The organism is Micromonospora noduli, assembly GCF_003264475.1.
Lineage (GTDB): Bacteria > Actinomycetota > Actinomycetes > Mycobacteriales > Micromonosporaceae > Micromonospora > Micromonospora noduli.
Genome location: NZ_PYAC01000021.1, coordinates 1 through 17,868, shown reverse-complemented (window position 1 = coordinate 17,868; position 17,868 = coordinate 1). Strand labels below are relative to the sequence as shown.

Annotated in this window: 17 protein-coding genes; 10 read left to right on the top strand and 7 right to left on the bottom strand. The window is 70.1% G+C overall.

Annotated elements, in window-relative coordinates; all coding sequences use genetic code 11:
• Nucleotides 1-83 precede the first annotated feature (83 nt).
• Nucleotides 84-2,030 (bottom strand): DNA topoisomerase (ATP-hydrolyzing) subunit B, encoded by a 1,947-nt coding sequence (gene gyrB, locus MED15_RS20830; protein WP_112583938.1) that lies wholly within the window; start codon nt 2,028-2,030, stop codon nt 84-86.
• A gap of 521 nt (nt 2,031-2,551) precedes the next feature.
• Here gyrB and MED15_RS20825 point away from each other — a divergent pair.
• A complete protein-coding gene (locus tag MED15_RS20825; RefSeq protein WP_112583937.1) occupies nt 2,552-3,106 on the top strand; it encodes a hypothetical protein in 555 nt (184 codons plus the stop codon).
• Here the strand turns inward: MED15_RS20825 and MED15_RS20820 are convergent.
• Nucleotides 3,091-3,579 carry a MarR family winged helix-turn-helix transcriptional regulator gene (locus MED15_RS20820; protein ID WP_112732028.1) on the bottom strand — a complete coding sequence of 163 codons (489 nt, stop codon included), beginning with the start codon at nt 3,577-3,579 and terminating at the stop codon, nt 3,091-3,093. The genes MED15_RS20825 and MED15_RS20820 overlap by 16 nt on opposite strands.
• 124 nt (nt 3,580-3,703) lie before the next feature.
• On the opposite strand from MED15_RS20820, the gene MED15_RS20815 reads away from it, so the two are divergent.
• Complete coding sequence (locus MED15_RS20815; protein ID WP_091396532.1) at nt 3,704-3,931, top strand: hypothetical protein; 228 nt, start codon at nt 3,704-3,706, stop codon at nt 3,929-3,931.
• 35 nt (nt 3,932-3,966) lie between these two features.
• Here MED15_RS20815 and MED15_RS20810 read toward each other — a convergent pair whose 3' ends face one another.
• From MED15_RS20810 to dnaA, 5 genes are all read right to left on the bottom strand, one after another.
• Complete coding sequence (locus MED15_RS20810) at nt 3,967-4,578, bottom strand: DciA family protein (protein ID WP_112601241.1); 612 nt, start codon at nt 4,576-4,578, stop codon at nt 3,967-3,969.
• Nucleotides 4,568-5,701: a DNA replication/repair protein RecF gene (recF, locus tag MED15_RS20805; RefSeq protein WP_112583934.1), complete on the bottom strand. Its 1,134-nt coding sequence runs from the start codon at nt 5,699-5,701 to the stop codon at nt 4,568-4,570. Before recF ends, MED15_RS20810 begins: the two co-directional genes overlap by 11 nt.
• Before the next feature lie 16 nt (nt 5,702-5,717).
• A complete protein-coding gene (gene gnd / locus MED15_RS20800; RefSeq protein WP_112583933.1) occupies nt 5,718-6,590 on the bottom strand; it encodes a phosphogluconate dehydrogenase (NAD(+)-dependent, decarboxylating) in 873 nt (290 codons plus the stop codon).
• 40 nt (nt 6,591-6,630) lie between these two features.
• The gene (gene dnaN / locus MED15_RS20795; protein WP_112583932.1) at nt 6,631-7,764 is read right to left on the bottom strand and encodes a DNA polymerase III subunit beta; all 1,134 of its coding nucleotides are present in this window, start codon (nt 7,762-7,764) and stop codon (nt 6,631-6,633) included.
• Between the two features lie 775 nt (nt 7,765-8,539).
• Nucleotides 8,540-10,366, bottom strand: coding sequence for a chromosomal replication initiator protein DnaA (gene dnaA, locus MED15_RS20790; RefSeq protein WP_112584010.1), 1,827 nt, complete (start codon nt 10,364-10,366; stop codon nt 8,540-8,542).
• Between the two features lie 625 nt (nt 10,367-10,991).
• Here dnaA and rpmH point away from each other — a divergent pair.
• The 8 genes from rpmH to MED15_RS20750 all read left to right on the top strand — a co-directional run bounded on the left by rpmH (nt 10,992) and on the right by MED15_RS20750 (nt 17,180).
• The gene (gene rpmH / locus MED15_RS20785) at nt 10,992-11,129 is read left to right on the top strand and encodes a 50S ribosomal protein L34 (RefSeq protein WP_007453904.1); all 138 of its coding nucleotides are present in this window, start codon (nt 10,992-10,994) and stop codon (nt 11,127-11,129) included.
• Between the two features lie 34 nt (nt 11,130-11,163).
• A complete protein-coding gene (gene rnpA / locus MED15_RS20780; RefSeq protein WP_112583931.1) occupies nt 11,164-11,580 on the top strand; it encodes a ribonuclease P protein component in 417 nt (138 codons plus the stop codon).
• Nucleotides 11,577-11,873: a membrane protein insertion efficiency factor YidD gene (gene yidD / locus MED15_RS20775; RefSeq protein ID WP_091396555.1), complete on the top strand. Its 297-nt coding sequence runs from the start codon at nt 11,577-11,579 to the stop codon at nt 11,871-11,873. Before rnpA ends, yidD begins: the two co-directional genes overlap by 4 nt.
• A 2-nt stretch (nt 11,874-11,875) precedes the next feature.
• A complete protein-coding gene (gene yidC, locus MED15_RS20770; protein ID WP_112736743.1) occupies nt 11,876-12,865 on the top strand; it encodes a membrane protein insertase YidC in 990 nt (329 codons plus the stop codon).
• Nucleotides 12,866-13,077: 212 nt separating this feature from the next.
• Nucleotides 13,078-13,695: a Jag family protein gene (locus tag MED15_RS20765; protein ID WP_091397533.1), complete on the top strand. Its 618-nt coding sequence runs from the start codon at nt 13,078-13,080 to the stop codon at nt 13,693-13,695.
• Nucleotides 13,696-13,699: 4 nt separating this feature from the next.
• Nucleotides 13,700-14,554 (top strand): 16S rRNA (guanine(527)-N(7))-methyltransferase RsmG, encoded by an 855-nt coding sequence (gene rsmG / locus MED15_RS20760; RefSeq protein WP_112736703.1) that lies wholly within the window; start codon nt 13,700-13,702, stop codon nt 14,552-14,554.
• A gap of 256 nt (nt 14,555-14,810) precedes the next feature.
• Nucleotides 14,811-16,136 (top strand): ParA family protein, encoded by a 1,326-nt coding sequence (locus tag MED15_RS33580; RefSeq protein WP_112736701.1) that lies wholly within the window; start codon nt 14,811-14,813, stop codon nt 16,134-16,136.
• Between the two features lie 27 nt (nt 16,137-16,163).
• Nucleotides 16,164-17,180 carry a ParB/RepB/Spo0J family partition protein gene (locus MED15_RS20750; RefSeq protein WP_112583928.1) on the top strand — a complete coding sequence of 339 codons (1,017 nt, stop codon included), beginning with the start codon at nt 16,164-16,166 and terminating at the stop codon, nt 17,178-17,180.
• Nucleotides 17,181-17,868 lie beyond the last annotated feature (688 nt).

Sequence of the window (17,868 nt, the reverse complement as noted above, 5' to 3'; positions counted from 1 at the left end):
GCTGTGGATACCGGCCAAGCTGTGGATAACTCTGTGGACCGCCGGATCGGCCGGGCAGTGCCCGACCGATCCGGCGCAGTCCGTCAGATGTCCAGGAACCGCACGTCCTTGGCGTTGCGCTGAATGAACGACCGGCGCGCCTCGACGTCCTCACCCATCAGCACACTGAACAACTCGTCGGCGGTCGCCGCGTCGTCGAGAGTGACCTGACGCAGGGTACGCGTCGCCGGGTTCATAGTGGTTTCCCACAGCTCGGGATAGTTCATCTCGCCGAGGCCCTTGAAGCGCTGAATGTCGTCCGGCTTAGCGTTCGGCTTCTTCTGCTGGCGCAGCAGGATCAGCCCGTCCCGCTCGCGGTCGGAGTACGCGTACTGGGCGTCGTCGCCCTTCTTGTTCCACTTGATCTTGTAGAGCGGCGGGGCGGCCAGGTAGACGTGCCCCATCTCGACCAGCGGACGCATGAAGCGGAACAGCAGGGTGAGCAGCAGCGTCTGGATGTGCTGGCCGTCGACGTCCGCGTCGGCCATCAGCACCACCTTGTGGTACCGCAGCTTCTCCATGTCGAAGTCGTCGTGGATGCCGGTGCCCAGCGCGGTGATCAGCGCCTGGACCTCGTTGTTCTTCAGCACCCGGTCGATCCGGGCCTTCTCCACGTTGAGGATCTTGCCGCGGATCGGCAGGATCGCCTGGGTCCGTGGGTCGCGACCCTGCTTGGCCGAGCCGCCGGCCGAGTCACCCTCGACGATGAACACCTCGGACTCGCGGGGGTCGGTCGACTGGCAGTCGGCCAGCTTGCCCGGCATCGAGCCGGACTCCAGCAGCGACTTGCGCCGGGCCAGCTTGCGCGCCTGCTGCGCGGCGATCCGGGCGCGGGCCGCCTGGGACGCCTTCGTGATGATCATCTTGGCCTCGGCCGGGTTGCGGTCGAACCAGTCGACCAGCCGGTCGTTGCAGACCCGCTGCACGAAGCTCTTCACCGGGGTGTTGCCCAGCTTGGTCTTGGTCTGACCCTCGAACTGCGGGTTGGCCAGCTTGACCGAAATGATCGCCGCGAGCCCCTCGCGGATGTCCTCGCCGGAGAGCTTCTCGTCGCCCTTGAGCAGCTTCTTGTCGGTGCCATACCGGTTGACCACGCTGGTCAGCGCGGACCGGAAGCCCTCCTCGTGGGTGCCGCCCTCGTGGGTGTTGATCGTGTTGGCGAAGGTGTAGACCGACTCGCCGTACGACTCGTTCCACTGCATGGCGATCTCGAGGGACATGCCCTCCTCTTCGGCCTCGAACTCGACCACGGTCTTGTGGATCGGGCTCTTCGAGGCGTTGAGGTGCCGGACGAAGTCCGCGATGCCGCCCTCGTAGTAGAAGGTGACCTCGCGCTGCCGGCCGTCCTCCTCCTCGGCCACCCGCTCGTCGAGCAGGTGGATGCGCAGGGCGCGGTTGAGGAAGGCCATCTCCTGCAGGCGTCGGTAGATGGTCTGGAAGTCGAAGTCGACGGTCTCGAACACGTCGGGGTCGGGCCAGAAGGAAACTGCCGAGCCGGTGCGGTCGGTGGTCTCGCCCTTCTCCAGCGGGCTCGGCTTGGAGTTGGTGTAGTGCTGCCGCCACACGGAGCCAGACTTGTGGATCTCGACGAACATCTTGGTGGAGAGCGCGTTCACCACGGAGACACCGACGCCGTGCAGACCGCCGGAGACCGCGTACGCCTTGCCGTCGAACTTTCCGCCCGCGTGCAGGATGGTCAACGCGACCTCGACACCGGGCTTCTTGAGCTTCGGGTGAAGGTCGACCGGGAAACCACGGCCGTTGTCGGTGACCCGGACGCCGCCGTCGGCGAGCAGCACCACGTCGATGGTGTCGCAGTATCCGGCCAGCGCCTCGTCGACCGCATTGTCGACGACCTCCCAGACGAGGTGGTGCAGACCGCGCTCGCCCGTGGACCCGATGTACATACCGGGCCGCTTGCGAACCGCCTCCAGCCCCTCGAGAACGGTGATCGACTCTGCGCCGTACTCCTGCTTGTCCTGCGCTGCCACCCTCGGCCACTTTCTCGCGTCAGCCGCGCCGGTAGGGCGCGTCGGGCGCGGGTTCGGCGGACAGGACGCGACGTCGGCGCGTGGACCGGCGCCGGAGACCTCCGGACAGCGGGTCGAACGCGCCGGTCGCCGCGGTTGCCCGCGGATCGCGATCGGCTCGACCCGACGTGGAGAATGAATCTGGGGCCACCGGCCCCGTCCCACTCCCGCACCGGGTCTTCGTCTCACTGTCAATCCTACTGTGCGCGGGGGACAGAACCACCACTCGGCACCCTCAACGAGGCGGCTGAGAAGTCCATAGCCGGCAGAACCCCGCCGCCCACGACTCCCCCCACACGCCAGGCCCCCATCGCACGCGCCGCCCCGGAACGGGTTGACCCGCGGTCGGGCGGGTCGGGGGTCGCGGCCAAAGCGTCAGTGCCGTACGTTTGCGGCGCCCCGGAACCAGCCTTGATCTTTACCGGTTGGAACCGGGACGATCGACCCGATCGACCCGACACGTGCTCTTTAAGAGGTGACAGATGGGGCTGGACAACGTCGCGGTGCACTGGCCGCGTACCGGCCGCTTCTACGATCCGGTCGCGCCGGCCGAGTTCGTCGACTTCGGCGAGATCGTCGACCTGCCGCGCATCTCCGCGCCGACCGCGGCGCTGGCCGAGCTGATCGCGAAGACCGGCACCATCCGCGCGACCGCGTACACCGAGCTGGTGGATCTGCTGCTCGGCCTCGAAGGTGTGTTGTACGCCACAGACGCTGCCGCCGAGGACGAGGACCCGGTGATCGACCCGGACGGCTGCTCCTGGATCGCGAGCGGCATCGAACGGTTCGTGGCCGCGCACCGCCCGACCGGCGAGGCGGTCACCTTCGAGTCGGTGAGCACCGTGCTGCGCTCCCTGCTCGGCGACGGTCGGTTGGCCGAGCAGCAGCTGCGCTGGCTGGAGAGCCGGCTCGACGCGCTGCGCGACGAGCGCGGTGACCCGCCGCAGTGGAACTTCACCTGCGCCGAGCTGGGCGTGCTGGCCGCGTTCTACCGGCGCTGCGCCGAGCGCGGGTTCGCCGTCTACGCCGACGCCTGAGCCGCCCCGTCGGTCTCCGGGGCGGCCGGTCGGTTGGCGGCCGAGATCAGCTGCGTGAGCACCGCGTGCAGGTGTTGCAGGTCCTCGACGGGCAGCCCGAGCCGCTGCACGATCGCGGCCGGGATCAGCTCGGCCTGACTCCGCAGCGCGGCACCGCTGGCGGTGAGGGTGACGGCGAGGCTGCGCTCGTCGCTCGGGTCGCGCTCCCGGCGCAGGTAGCCGGCCGCCTCCAGTCGCTTGAGCAGCGGTGAGAGCGTGCCCGGGTCGAGCTGGAGCAGGCGACTGAGGTCGCGACCGGACAACGGTGCGTGCTGCCAGAGCGCCAACATCACCAGGTACTGCGGGTGGGTCAGCCCCATCGGCTCCAGCAGCGGCCGGTAGACGGCCACCACGCTGCGCGCGGCGACCGAGAGGGCGAAGCAGACCTGCTGCTCCAGGGCCAGCGGGTCGACCCCGTCCGGTCGTTCGCTCATCGGTTGCCCTCTCTCCGCACGGTGACTATCGTACCGATCATTGGTACACCAACCATTGGTGCCCCAAAGGTAGGCTCGTGCGACGGGCGAGAACCGGCGAGGCGACGCGGGAAGAGGACGGCAGATGAGCGAGGACGGCGCGATCACCAGGGCCCCGGGCGAGGGCGGCCGATTGATGCGTTGGGCCTTCCGGCACCTCGCCGGGCCGGCCGAGGGTGTGCAGGGCGCGGTGCAGGGCGGCTCTGCCGAGGCCCGCGAGGCGTGGAAACGTGACCTGGCCGAGCGCAAGCGCTTCACCCGGGAGCAGCGGGAACGCAAGCGGGCAGCCCGCGAGGCCGACCGGCGCGGCTGAACGGCGCGGCTGAACGGCGCGGCTGAACGGCCGGCTCAGCCGTACGTGTCGCGCGGACCCCGGCCGCGTACCCGGCGTGGGCCCTTCCCCCAGGAGGGCGCGGCCGGGCCGTGAATGTGCAGCTTGCGCACCACGTTGTGCCCGACCTCGCTGGCGATCTGCTTGAGCAGCGAGCCGGCGAGCAGCCGCAGCTGGGTGGCCCAGGCGGTCGAGCGCGCCTCCACTGTCAGCTCGCCGTTCTCCAACTTCACCGGGCGGCTGTTCTGCGCAACCTCCGCGCCGACGACCCGCTCCCAGGCGCCGAACACGGTGGCCTCGGCGGCCGGCTGCTGCCAGCCGCGCGCCTTCACCAGCCGGTTCAGCACGGCACTGAGCGGCTGCGGATCGCGCGGGTCGGGGCCGGGGCCGGAGTAGCCGCGCAACCGCCGCCCCGAGCCCCCGGCAGCGTCGCCGCCGCCGGGGGTACGCCGGGCGCGGGCCGCCGCCTGCCGTCGGGACAGCGCCGCGTCGAGCACCGCCCGGGCCAGCTCCGGCCCGCTGGCGGCCGCCGCCGGCTCACCGCCCGCCGATCCCTCCGCCGCCTTCGGGGTACGCGCAACCGGGCCCTCGCCGGCCGATGGTCGATCGGTGCCTGGCTTATCCGACACGGCGTACCGTCCCTTCGCCGACCTGGTAGCGGGTGCCGCGCAGGGCGGCCGGCACATCGTCGTCCACCGCGCAGGTGACCAGAAGCTGACTCGCCCCGCCGACCAGCTCCGCCAACCGCTCCCGGCGGCCGGTGTCCAACTCCGCGAAGACGTCGTCGAGCACCAGCACCGGCTCGATGCCGTCGGCGCGCAACAGGTCGTACCCGGCCAGCCGCAACGCGAGGGCGAACGACCACGACTCGCCGTGGCTGGCGTACCCCTTGGCGGGCAGTGGGCCGAGGCTCAGCGCCAACTCGTCGCGGTGTGGGCCGACCAGGGTGGTGCCCCGCTCGATCTCGGCGGAGCGGGACGCGGCCAGGGCCGCCGTCAGCGCCTCGGCCAGCGCGGCCCGATCGGTGGTCGGCTCGGCCAGCTCGATCGAGGGCCGGTAGGTGATGCTCGCCGCACCCCGACCGGCGGCCACCGCGTCGTACGCCTTGGCCACGTGCGGGGTGAGCGCGGCCACCAGCTCCAGGCGGCCGGCGAGCAGCTCCGCGCCGTGCTGGGCCAGGTGGGTGTCCCAGACCGCGAGGGTGCCGAGGTCGCCACCCCGGGACCCACCGGTCTTGCGGGCCAGGTACGCGGTGCGCAGTAGGGCGTTGCGCTGCTTGACGACCCGCTCGTAGTCGGCCCGCACGCCCGCGAACCGGGGTTGCCGGTTGACCAGCAGGTCGTCCAGGTAGCGGCGGCGCTCGGCCGGGTCGCCCCGGACCAGCTCAAGATCTTCCGGGGCGAAGAGCACCAGCCGGAGCGCCCCGAGCACGTCCCGGGCCCGCCGCGCCGGTGAGCGGCCCAGTCGGGCCCGGTTGGCCTTGCCGGGCACGATCTCCAGCTCGACCAGGAGTTCGCGGCCGTCGTGCACCACCGCGCAGCGGATCACCGCGGACGTGGCACCCATCCGGACCAGAGGCGCGTCGGTGGCGACCCGGTGCGAGTCCAGGGTCGCCACGTAGCCCAGCGCCTCGACGAGGTTGGTCTTGCCGACGCCGTTGGCGCCGATCAGGACGTTCGCTCCCGGCTGGAGGTCGACGGCCACCCGCTCGTACGAGCGGAAGTCGACCAGTTCCAGCCGGTGAACGTACACAGGTTGTGGATACCGCTCAGCGCTTGTGGACGGCGTGGCCACCGAACTGCTGACGCAGCGCGGAGACGGCCTTCATGGCGGGCGAGTCGTCCTGCCGCGAGGCGAACCGGGCGAACAGCGAAGCGGTGATGACGTTCAGCGGCACCGCCAGCCGGACCGCCTCGTCGACCGTCCACCGGCCCTCGCCCGTGTCCTCCGTGTAGCCGCTCAGGTCGGCCAGCTCCGGGTCCTCGTCGAGCGCCCGGTCGAGCAGGTCAAGCAGCCAGGAACGGACGACGGTGCCCTCCCGCCAGGACTTGATGACGCCCGGCACGTTGGTCACCAGCTCCGAGGCGGCCATCAGCTCGTAGCCCTCGGCGTAGGCGTGCATCAGGCCGTACTCGATGCCGTTGTGCACCATCTTCGAGTAGTGCCCGGCACCGACGGGGCCGGCGTGCACGAAGCCGAACTCACCCTCCGGCTTGAGCGCGTTGAAGATCGGCATCAGGCGGTCCACGTGCTCCTGGGCGCCACCGACCATCAGCCCGTAGCCGTTCTGCCGGCCCCATACGCCGCCGGAGACCCCGACGTCCATGTAGCCGATGCCCCGCTGGTTGAGCCGCTCCGCACGGGGCGCGTCGTCGCTGAAGCGCGAGTTGCCGCCGTCGATGATGATGTCGCCCTCGCCAAGCACCTCGGCGAGCTCGTCGATCGTGGCGTCGGTGACACCGGCGGGCACCATGACCCAGACCGCGCGCGGCGACTCAAGCTTCTCTGCCAGGCCGGCGAGGGTCGTGACGTCGCTGATCTGCGCGTTGTGGTCGAAGCCGACCACCTCGTGCCCGGCCGAACGCAACCGCTCCCGCATGTTGCCGCCCATACGGCCGAGTCCTACCAGGCCGAGCTGCATGTGTTTCTACCTCCGTGGATCTGGGTGTTGCTGGGCGCGATCAGCGCGAGACGCGGATCGGCATGATGAGGTACCGGTACCCCGGAATGACCTCGCCATCCTCGCCAGCGGGAGAGATCACCGCGGGCTTGAAGGCGTCGACGAACGAGAGCACGGCCGTCTGAGCGCCCAGGTTTGCCAGACCGTCGATGAGGTACTGCGGGTTGAAGCCGATGGTCAGTGGTTCACCGGTGAAGGTGGCCTCCATCGCCTCGCTGGCCCGTGCCTCCTCGGAACCGCCGGCCTCGACCACCAGGCCGTCGGCGCTGAAGCTGAGCAGCACCGGGGTGGTCCGTTCGGCGACCAGCGCGACCCGCTTGACCACCTCGATCAGCGTGCTGACCGACACCCGGGCCGCGGCGTTGTGCGTGGCTGGGAAGAGCGACCGCACCGGCGGGTAGTTGGCGCCGTCGAGCAGCCGGCTGGTGGTACGTCGGGTGCCGCCGGCGAGGCCGACCATGCCCTCGCCCGCAGCGCCCTGGGCGAGGGCGAGCGTGACCTCGCCGCCCAGCGGACCGAGGGCCTTGGCAGTGTCGTTCAGCGTGCGTGCCGGCACCAGGGCGTTGATGCTCACCTCGGGGTCGTCCGGCCGCCACTGGATCTCGCGCAGCGCCAACCGGTAACGGTCGGTGGCGAGCATCGACAGGGTGTCACCCGACAGCTCGACGCGGACGCCGGTCATCATCGGCAGCGTCTCGTCGCGACCGGCGGCGATGGCCACCTGGGCCACCGCGGTGGCGAACGCCGCGGCGTCGACAGTGCCGGCGCTCTGCGGCATCTCGGGCAGCGCGGGGTAATCCTCCACCGGCATGGTGGGCAGGGTGAACCGGGCGCTGCCGCAGACCAGCTCGAGGTGTGCGCCGACCGCGGCGATGTCGACCGGCTTGGCCGGCAACGCCTTGGTGATCTCGGCGAGCAGGCGGCCGGAGACGAGTGCGGCGCCGTCGGCGTCGCCCTGCACCTCGACGGTCACCTGGCTGGAGACCTCGTAGTCGAACCCGGAGACCCGCAGGTTGCCGTCGGTGACGCGAAGCATCACCCCGGCGAGCACCGGTACGGATGGCCGGTTTGGCAGGCTCTTCGCGGTCCACGCCACAGCCTCGGCGAGCGCGTCGCGCTCCACTCGGAACTTCATCAATGCCTCCGCGTCGACGTCAGCGACAACTCTCTCATGCCGACCGCTGCCTACCGTCCCGCCCGACCGTGCGGGTACCCATCGCACCTTAGGGCGCGGGGACATCGGCTGTGCGCCCGACCCCATGGATCGTGTCGATGCTGACCGGTTGATCCGACAGCGTTCGGCCCGATCCACAGAAAGCCCAACGGTGATGATTGGTTTTTGTTCTCTTAGAAGAGATAACTCATCGTCTTCATCGCACCTGTGCAAACTGTGGAAAACCGAGGTCTGCGCAGGTCAGACAGGTTATCCACCGGTGATTTAGCTGTGGAGAACCGGGGGTACAACCGGCTCGTGTGTCCACAGCCCGGCGACGACGGCCGGTTGTCCACCGTTGTCCACCGGTTGTCCACCGGTAATCCACCGACTTTCTCCCCAAGCCTGTGGATCGCGGGGAAGATCACCATTGCCGTCATCCCCAGAACCTTCAACAGCTCGTACACAGGTTGATGATGATCGGTGGATAACCTGACGGTCGTCCCCAGGCGTCCACAGCTTCGTACACAGGGTTTCTCCACAGCCTGTGGGTAACTGGCGGAGGACGGACCGTAGTTATCCACCGACGGTGGATAACGAGCTGTGGACAACGAGTGGGGATCGAGGCGGTCACGGCCTCAATGCTGTGGTCTCCACCATGTCGAGAGTCCAGCTGACTGACCAAAAAGAACGCCCGACCGGCGATCCGGTCGGGCGTGTCCTGCGGCTGTGCGCCGCGCGACGGCGGTCGTACGCCTCAGCTGTTCTGCTTGATGCGGTTGGTCAGCTCGGCGATCTGGTTGTACAGCGAGCGGCGCTCCGCCATCTGCTGACGAATCTTGCGGTCGGCGTGCATCACAGTGGTGTGGTCCCGGCCACCGAACGCCTGCCCGATCCGGGGCAGCGACAGCTCGGTCAACTCCCGACACAGGTACATCGCCACCTGGCGGGCGTTGACCAGCACCCGGGACCTGGACTGGCCGCGCAGATCCTCCAGGCTCACCCCGAAGTAGTCAGCGGTCGAGGCCATGATCTGGTCAGCGTTGATCTCCGGACCGGCGCCGTCGGGCATGAAGTCCCGAAGCACCTCCTCGGCCAGCGACAGCTCGACTGTCGACCGGGTCAGGCTGGCGAACGCGGTCACCCGGATCAGCGCGCCCTCCAGCTCCCGGATCGAGTTCGACACCCGGGAGGCGATGAACTCCAACACGTCCGGCGGGGCGTACATCCGCTCCTGCGCCGCCTTCTTCTGCAGGATCGCGATCCGGGTCTCCAGATCCGGCGGCTGGATGTCGGCCAGCAGCCCCCACTCGAACCGGGTTCGCATCCGGTCCTCGAGGGTCGCGAGCTGGCGCGGAGACCGGTCAGAGGTGATCACGATCTGCTTGTTGGCGTTGTGCAGCGTGTTGAAGGTGTGGAAGAACTCCTCCTGGGTGCGCTCGCGGTTCTCCAGGAACTGGATGTCGTCGATCAACAGGATGTCGACGTCGCGATAGCGCCGCTGGAACGCGCTGGTCTTGTCGTCCCGGAGCGAGTTGATGAAGTCGTTGGTGAATTCCTCGGTCGAGACGTACCGGACCGAGCGGGCGTTGCCCAGCGTGGTGGCGTAATGCCCGATGGCGTGCAACAGGTGCGTCTTGCCCAACCCGGAGTGCCCGTAGATGAACAGCGGGTTGTACGCCTTGGCCGGTGACTCCGCCACCGCCACGCTCGCCGCGTGGGCGAAGCGGTTGGACGAGCCGATGACGAACGTCTCAAACATGTACTTCGGATTGAGCCGGTTGCCACCGGTATCGGCACCGGGCAACCGACGGTCGTCGCGGCCACCGGTGCGATGGTCCACCGCGCTGCGACCCGGGCCGCTGTCCGTTCCGCTGTCCCGGGGCAGCGAGCGGATCACGTGCTGGTCGCGCGGTGACGCCGAGTCGTCCCGGTAGCGGGGCTCGTAGGGCCGGGTGTCGGGGCCGGACGGATCCAGGCGGGCGGCCTGCTCGTCGTAGCCGCGCCGGTCCGGACCCGGCCGGGAGGGCCGCAGGGGCTCCGCGAAGGCAGCGCTGAACAACGCCTCCTGCCCGTCCCTGCTGGCGGGAATCAACCCGGCGCGATGCCCGTCGACGGGCGGCGCGAGCGGCGGACCCGCCGGCGCGGGCGGCGGACCCGGATCGGGGGTACGCGGCGCGGTTGACTGCTCAGGGATCATCGCGTCGGCGGACGGTCGAGCGCCCTGGTCGTCGTCGAACGCCATACCCGGACCGTCGATGTCGAGCTGCCCGGTTTCCGGGGCACTGCGGTAGACGGTGCCGGCCGGTCGGCCGGTGGCGTCCTCGGCCACCCGAACGGTGACCGCGACCTGGATCGGTCGGCCCAGCCGGCGGGTGAGCGCCTCGGTGATCGCCGGGCGCAGCCGTGACTCGATCACGTCGCGGGTGAACGCGTCCGGAACGGAGAGCAGTGCGGTGTCCTCGACGATCGCTCGCAGCCGGGTCAGTCGGAGATAGGCACGCTGCTGGGCGGAGATGATCTCGTCGGCGAGCTCGTCGGTCGCCGCTAACCACACTGCGGCAAGGTCGGTCGTACCGGCCACCGTCGTGCCACCCCCTCGCTTCTGCTCCCGGCCGCCGCTGTCTGCCAGCCGGCCGTCCCGGGCCCGCCGCGTTCGCGGGTGGAACAACACCCACCCGGACGGTCGACCGGTGGTCATCCACAAGTTATCCACAGCCTGTGTACCGACCGATTGTGGCCGCCGCCGGACGCGGGTGGGACCTGCCCCTGCCTGAACGGGCGCTGAAGCGGGTTCACCGTGCCGAACGATTCACTGCCATGTCCGGTCTTGCCTGCGCGACGACCGGAGCTTCCGACGCTCACCGCAATCGGGCACGGTAACAGCGTTGTCCCTGCGCCATCAACCGGCGACGCGGCGGCGCCCTTGTCGGCATCAGCGAAAACCGCCCTTCGGCCTCGGGCGCGTCCCGTTGTCCCCTGCTCGAGGTGTTTGACGGTCATTGCCCCCCTGCGTAGGCTGGAACGGCTGCTTTCTCGCCCTCTGCTAGGGTGATGGGTGCTTGCTGTCCGCGGTCGCATCCCCGCATCGCCGAGGTCCCGCTCCGCCGGACAGCACCGATCGTGGGCCACCGTCGAGGTGGCCTGGACCACCACACGACCCCGGCGATCCCGTCGCGCGGGGCGCGTACGAAAACGGAGAGCCTGACGTGAGCAAGCGCACCTACCAGCCGAACAACCGCCGGCGCGCGAAGACCCACGGCTTCCGGCTGCGCATGCGCACCCGTGCCGGCCGTGCCATCCTGTCGAGCCGTCGCGCCAAGGGTCGCACCACCCTGTCGGCCTGAGCCGACCGGGCCGGTCCAGGGGACGTGGGCAGTCGTGCTGGCCGCCGCACAGCGACTGCGGCGCAGCACTGACTTCGCCGCAGCGGTTCGTGGTGGCCGACGCGCCGGACGTGGCGCCGTCGTGGTCCACCTCACCGTGCCGGTGACCGTCGACCCCAGCACACCGACCTCGCCGGAGCCGGTACGGGACAACAGTGCGGAGCAGTCGTCCGTGCCGTCCCGTGCCGGCTTCGTCGTGTCCAAGGCGGTCGGTAACGCGGTGATTCGCAACCGGGTCCGGCGCCGACTGCGGGCGCTGGTCCGGGAACGGTTGACCGACCTGCCCGCCGGCAGCACCCTGGTCGTCCGGGCGCTCCCCGCCGCGGCGCAGGCGTCGTACCCTCGGCTCGCTATCGACCTGGACGCTGCCATCGCGGTCGCCCGGTCGCCGCGCGAACGGCGGTCCCGATGAGCGGCACCGAGCAGAGCAGCCCACGGCCGTCGACAACCGGTGCCAAGGTGCTGATCGCGCCCATCATCGCGTACCGTCGGTGGATAAGTCCGGCACTGCCGGCTCGCTGTCGGTTCTACCCGTCGTGCAGTGCGTACGCCCAGGAGGCGGTCGTTCGGCATGGCGCGCTTCGGGGAGCCGTGCTGGCGGCCCGGCGGTTGTTGCGTTGCCACCCCTTTCACCCTGGTGGATATGACCCGGTGCCGGAGCCGGGCGGCCGCCGTCGTGCTGATGTGACTGGAGCCCCGAATTGAGTCTGAGTCTCGACTGGATCTACTACGCGATTTCGTGGATCCTGCTGACCTGGCACTCTGCCTGGGACGCCATCGGGGTGCCCGTCGGCGCGGTGATCGGCACCAACTTCGCCTGGATCCTCTCCATCATCTTCCTGGTGGTCACCGTCCGGGTGATCCTGTTCCCCGTCTTCGTCAAGCAGATCAAGTCGCAGCGGGCGATGCAGGCGCTCCAGCCCAAGGTCAAGGAGCTTCAGGAGAAGCACAAGGGTGACCGGGAGACGCTCCAGAAAGAAATGATGGAGCTGTACAAGAAGGAGAAGGCCAACCCGCTTATGGGTTGCCTTCCGATGTTCCTTCAGATCCCGGTCTTCCTGGGCCTCTTCCACGTGCTGCGCCGGCTCGACCCGGACAAGCGGAACCAGACCCTCTACGGCTGGACCGCCGACCAGTTCCAGAGCGCCTCGCAGGCGAAGCTCTTCACCGCCCCGATCGCCGGCAAGTTCGGCTCCACTGCTGACGAGCTCGCCAGCCTCGGCGCCAACGGCAGCACCGTGAAGATCATTGCTGGTGTCCTGGTCCTGGTCATGATCGCCACCACCTACCTCACCAGCCGTCAGATGATCCTCAAGACCGGTTGGGCCGAGGACCCGCAGCAGCGGATGATCCAGCGACTGATGCTCTACGGCATCCCCGCGTCGCTGCTGATCTCCGGCGCGATCTTCCCGATCGGCGTCATCATCTACTGGGTCACCAACAACCTCTTCACCCTCGGCCAGCAGCAGTGGGTGCTGCGGAAGTTCCCGCCGCCGGTGACCGCCAAGAAGGCCGTCGCGCCCGCCGCCAGCCGTAACCCGGTGCAGCCCGCCAAGTCCGGTGGCCTGTTCGGTCGTGGCAAGACGGCCCCGCCGGCACCGGTCAAGGCGTCCGCGCCCAAGGTGGCCGGGCCGAAGCCGGGCGCCAAGCCGGTGAACAACCCGAAGAAGAGCCGCCCCGCCAAGCGGCAGGGCTGACCTGCGAGGGCCGCCGCCGGATCACCGGCGGCGGCCCGTTCCGCACCGCGCAGCCGCCGTACGGCCGGCGCCGGGCGGAACCGACCGCGCACAGCGCGGCCACGGGCGACACTGCCCGTACAGACGTGCCCGTGGGCACCGGCGACCTCCCGCCGGCCCCGGGAAACCAGTCGGACCCGACGGTCCGGCCGAGCGAGTACGGAGATGAGACCGTGACCGAGACCAGCATCCCCCGCGCTGAGCAGTCCCTGGACGAGGAGGAGACCGCCACGCTCGCGGTGGACGGCGACGACACCGAAGCCGACGACACCGAGGCGGACGACGACACCGACACCGCCGCTGGCACCCGGGTGAAGAAGGCTGTGGGCGAGGGCGACCTGTTCCGGCAGAGCGAGATCGCCGCCGACTACGTCGAAGGCCTGCTCGACATCCTCGACTACGACGGCGACATCGACGAGCTGGTCGCCGCCGGCCGTCCGATGGTCGAGGTGGTCGGCGAGCGGCTGCAGAATCTGGTCGGTCAGCGCGGGGCCACCCTGGAGGCGCTCCAGGAACTGACCCGCCTTGCCGTCTTCCGGCAGACCGGTACGCCGAGCCGTCTGCTGCTCGACGTCGGTGGCTACCGGGCGAACCGTCGCAAGGAACTCGCCGCGGTCGCCAAGAACGCCGTCGAGAAGGTCAAGGAGTACGGCGAGCCGGTCCGCCTGGAGGCGATGTCCGCGTTCGAGCGCAAGTGCGTGCACGACGTCGTCAACGCCATGTCCGGCGTGGCGAGCGAGTCCGAGGGTGTGGAGCCGAACCGGCGCATCGTCGTACGGCCGGCGGACTGACCGGGTGACCCACGACGACATCACGGCCGACGCCGTGTCCGGCCCGGGCGGCACGCCGCCCGGGCCGTCCGCTGTCCGCCCCGCCACCGTCGACGCCGATGCGGAATCGACCGGGCGTGACGCCGCCCCGTCACCGGCCGACGCGGCGTTGCCGCCCGAGCTGGCCCCGGCCGCGCTGACCCTTTTCGGTGACCGTCTCGACCTGGCCGCCGCGTACGCCGAACTGCTGGCCACCGACGGGGTGGTCCGTGGCCTGATCGGCCCCCGGGAGGCGCCCCGCATCTGGGACCGGCACCTGCTCAACTGCGCCGCGGTCGCCGAGCGGATCCCGTCCGGCGCGACGGTGCTCGACGTCGGCTCCGGCGCCGGTCTGCCGGGTCTCGTCCTGGCCATCGCCCGTCCCGACCTCACGGTCACCCTGATCGAGCCGCTGGCCCGGCGGACGTCGTTCCTGATCGAGGTCGTCGAGCGACTGGGTCTGGCCAAGTCGGTGCGGGTGTTCCGTGGCCGGGCCGACGAGGCGGCCAGCGGGTCGAGCGGCCGGGAGCCGATCAGCGGAGATGTGGTGACCGCGCGCGCGGTCGCGCCCCTGGATCGGCTCGCGGGCTGGAGTCTTCCCCTGGCGGTTCGCGGTGGTCGACTGCTGGCGCTCAAGGGCTCGTCCGCCGCGGCCGAGATCGAGGAGCACGCCGAGGTGGTCGCGCGACTCGGCGGCGGGGAGCCGGCCGTGCAGCTCTGCGGCGTCGGGGTGATCGATCCGCCCACCACGGTCGTGGAGATCGTGCGCGAGCGGATGGTCGGCCCGCCCCGGCCGGCGGCCAAGAAGCGCGCCCGGGGTGGACGCTCCCGCCGAGGTTGACACTTCGCGTCATCGGGCTTCCGGCCGGTGGGTTGCCTCGTTGTACCGGTACGGATGGACGAGGGGATGAGAACCCGACGTGGACCGGCCGCGCCCGTCCGCCGTAGGCTGACCGCGCGTCGATAGTGTGGAGCGGGTGACGGACGTCGCGGGTCTCCGACCGCTCCCGCGGGCCGTACGCTCCGGGTTGCGGGCGTGGATGCGGCCAAGTTGACCGGGGCGCGGACCGACCATCCGAAGCGGGCAGGGATGACAGGTGCATGACGACGGCAGGTACGACGATCCACGCGTGACCGGGTCGACCAGCGATTCCGTTTCACGTGAAACCGACTACCCGAGCTGGTCGCCCGGCGCGACCGGGCCATCGAGCCGACCTACCGACAGCGACCCGCCGGCACCGCTCGACCCCTCGTCGGGTGCCGGGCGGCCGGAGGGCTCGGCCGTTCCGGAGCCGGCGAGTGGTCGTCGGACGCCGGAGGCGTCGAGCCGACCGGTCAACGCCGCCGAGGTGCGGTCGACCTCGGGCCGCCGTAACACCGCCGCTGCGGTTCGCTTCGAGCCGGCCGTCCCGCACCAACCCACCGCAGCGGCCGCTCGGGACGCCGCGCCGGCGGTCGCCGACGCACCGGTCGCTTCGACCGAGTCGTTGGCCGCCGTGGCGGCCGATCCCTCGTACGTTTCACGTGAAACCCCGACGCGCGAAGAGGATGACCCACCGTTGGCTATGGAGGCGATGCGCGCCGTGCAGATCCTGAATCCCAGTGGCGAGGTGACCATGCCTCGGCCGGACCGGACCCGGGTCATGTGCGTCGCCAACCAGAAGGGCGGCGTGGGTAAGACCACCACCACCGTCAACCTTGCGGTGGCGCTCGCCCTGCACGGCAACCGGGTGCTCGTGGTCGACCTCGACCCGCAGGGCAATGCCTCGACCGGGCTCAACGTCCCACACCACACCGGAATCCCCGACGTGTACGACTGCCTGATCAACAGCGTGCCGCTGGCCGAGGTGGCACAGGCGGTCGAGGGCATCCCCAACCTCTGGTGCGTACCCGCGACCATCGACCTGGCCGGCGCGGAGATCGAGCTGGTGTCGGTGGTGGCCCGCGAGTCGCGCCTGGACCGGGCGATCGCCGCCTACCCGGGCGAGTTCGACTACGTCTTCATCGACTGCCCACCCTCGCTCGGCCTGCTCACGGTCAACGCTCTGGTTGCCGCGCAGGAGGTGCTGATCCCGATCCAGTGCGAGTACTACGCGCTGGAGGGGCTCAACCAGCTGATCAACAACATCAACCTGGTACGCCAGCACCTCAACCCGAAGCTCGACGTCTCCACCATCCTGCTGACCATGTACGACCGTCGCACCCGGTTGGCCGACGCCGTCGAGCAGGACGTCCGGAACCACTTCGGTGACAAGGTTCTCCAGGCGGTCATCCCCCGCAACGTCCGGGTCTCCGAGGCGCCGAGCTACGGCCAGTCGGTGATGACCTACGATCCCGGTTCGCGGGGGGCCACAAGTTACTTCGAGGCCGCCCAGGAGATCGCCGAGCGAGGCGTCAAGGAGCCGGTGGGCCGGAATGCGTAGTGCGGACGAATCGCTGGGAGGCGTGGCATGAAGAACCGTCCTCGGGGCGGTCTGGGTAGGGGCCTGGGGGCGCTGATCCCGACCGGGCCAGCGCCGGCTGCCGCTGGCACCGCGACGGCCGAGCCGGAGAACGAGCACCTGGACGACGCGGGCACCGTCGCTGTCGCCCCGGTGTCGGCCGGAGCACCGGTCCGCGAGCCGGAGCCCGTGCTCAGCCCGGTGCCCGGTGCGCGATTCGCCGAGATCCCGGTCGACGCGATCATGCCCAACCCGAAGCAGCCCCGCCAGGTCTTCGACGAGGAGGCGCTGGAGGAGCTGAAGACTTCGATCCAGGAGGTCGGCTTCCTCCAGCCCATCGTCGTTCGGCAGCTCGACGACGAGAAGTACGAACTGGTGATGGGCGAGCGGCGCTGGCGGGCCGCCCAGGCGGTGGGGCGGGAGAGCATCCCGGCGATCGTCCGGGACACCCGTGACGACGCCATGCTCCGCGACGCCCTGCTGGAGAACATCCACCGGGCGAACCTGAACCCGTTGGAAGAGGCCGCCGCCTACCAGCAACTGCTGGAGGAGTTCGGTGCCACCCACGAGGAGTTGGCCCGCCGGATCGGCCGGAGTCGCCCGCAGATCTCCAACACGATCCGACTGCTGAACCTGCCCGCACAGGTGCAGCGCCGGGTTGCCGCCGGCATCCTGTCGGCGGGGCACGCCCGCGCTCTGCTGAGCCTCGACGAGGCGGAGGCGCAGGAACAGCTGGCCCTGCGGATCGTGGCCGAGGGACTGTCGGTTCGGGCGACCGAGGAGATCGTGGCCTTGGCACTCAACGACGGGCCGGCGAAGGGTCAGGCAGCGAAGCGGCGACCCAAGGCGCACGCGCCGGCCCTGACCGATCTCGCCGATCGGTTGTCGGACCGGTTCGACACCCGGGTGAAGGTCGACATCGGCCGGAGCAAGGGCAAGATCACCATCGAGTTCGCGACGGTGGACGACCTTGAGCGGATCGTCGGGATCATCGGAGTGCAACAGGAGGAGAGCGGGGAGGACTGACCCCGCCCGCTCGCCTACGGCCGCGCTACCCCACCGGGAGCGCGGCCGTTCTGCATCCCGGGTCGTCGCGGTTTCACGTGAAACCGGCGGCGGCCCTGATTTTCGAGATCGGCATGACCCGTGGACCGTCGCCATTCTCGCTTCGCCAGCCAACTGGGGGTCCCGCTCTAGCCGCAGGAGAGGTCGGCGGGAGTGGTGAGCGGACGGGTCGGTCGGGGCGCGCTGGCCCGCGCGTTCGAAAGCACAATCCGCAAGCGCTCGCGGCTCGCGGGTCGCGGCGGGCGCGGCGGGCGGTCGGCGCGGCGATGGGTGTCGCGACGGGCGAGTCGGTGGGCGACGAGGTCGGCGTCGCGAGCGGCTGGTGGCGGAGCGGACGCAGCGGCGGGCGGCGGCTGCGGTGCCGAGCGACTGGCGGCGGCCACTGGGGTGAGTGCATGGTGCCGAGTGGATCCTCTGCACGCGTCGCAGAAGGCTCCGGAATGGTCCACTCGACCGCAACCACCCCCTGCGCCGATCAAGGCGCCAGCGAGCCGCTGAGTGGCGCTAATCGACGTCTCCGTGGTCATCCGCAGGTGGGCGGAGCATCTCGATCGCGGTCAGTCTGGCGGAACAGCCTCCCAGCGACCTCGGTTGGAGTCCGCCGGATCACCGAGCCGCCGCGCAGCTGGACCGCGTTGGGCCGCTGGGG

Excerpts from the sequence above, each read along its gene's own strand:
- MED15_RS20825 (WP_112583937.1), top strand. The coding sequence starts at position 2,552 with ATGGGGCTGGACAACGTCGCGGTGCACTGGCCGCGTACCGGCCGCTTC.
- MED15_RS20820 (WP_112732028.1), bottom strand. The coding sequence starts at position 3,579 with ATGAGCGAACGACCGGACGGGGTCGACCCGCTGGCCCTGGAGCAGCAG.
- MED15_RS20815 (WP_091396532.1), top strand. The coding sequence starts at position 3,704 with ATGAGCGAGGACGGCGCGATCACCAGGGCCCCGGGCGAGGGCGGCCGA.
- gnd (WP_112583933.1), bottom strand. The coding sequence starts at position 6,590 with ATGCAGCTCGGCCTGGTAGGACTCGGCCGTATGGGCGGCAACATGCGG.
- dnaN (WP_112583932.1), bottom strand. The coding sequence starts at position 7,764 with ATGAAGTTCCGAGTGGAGCGCGACGCGCTCGCCGAGGCTGTGGCGTGG.
- yidD (WP_091396555.1), top strand. The coding sequence starts at position 11,577 with ATGAGCGGCACCGAGCAGAGCAGCCCACGGCCGTCGACAACCGGTGCC.
- MED15_RS20750 (WP_112583928.1), top strand. The coding sequence starts at position 16,164 with ATGAAGAACCGTCCTCGGGGCGGTCTGGGTAGGGGCCTGGGGGCGCTG.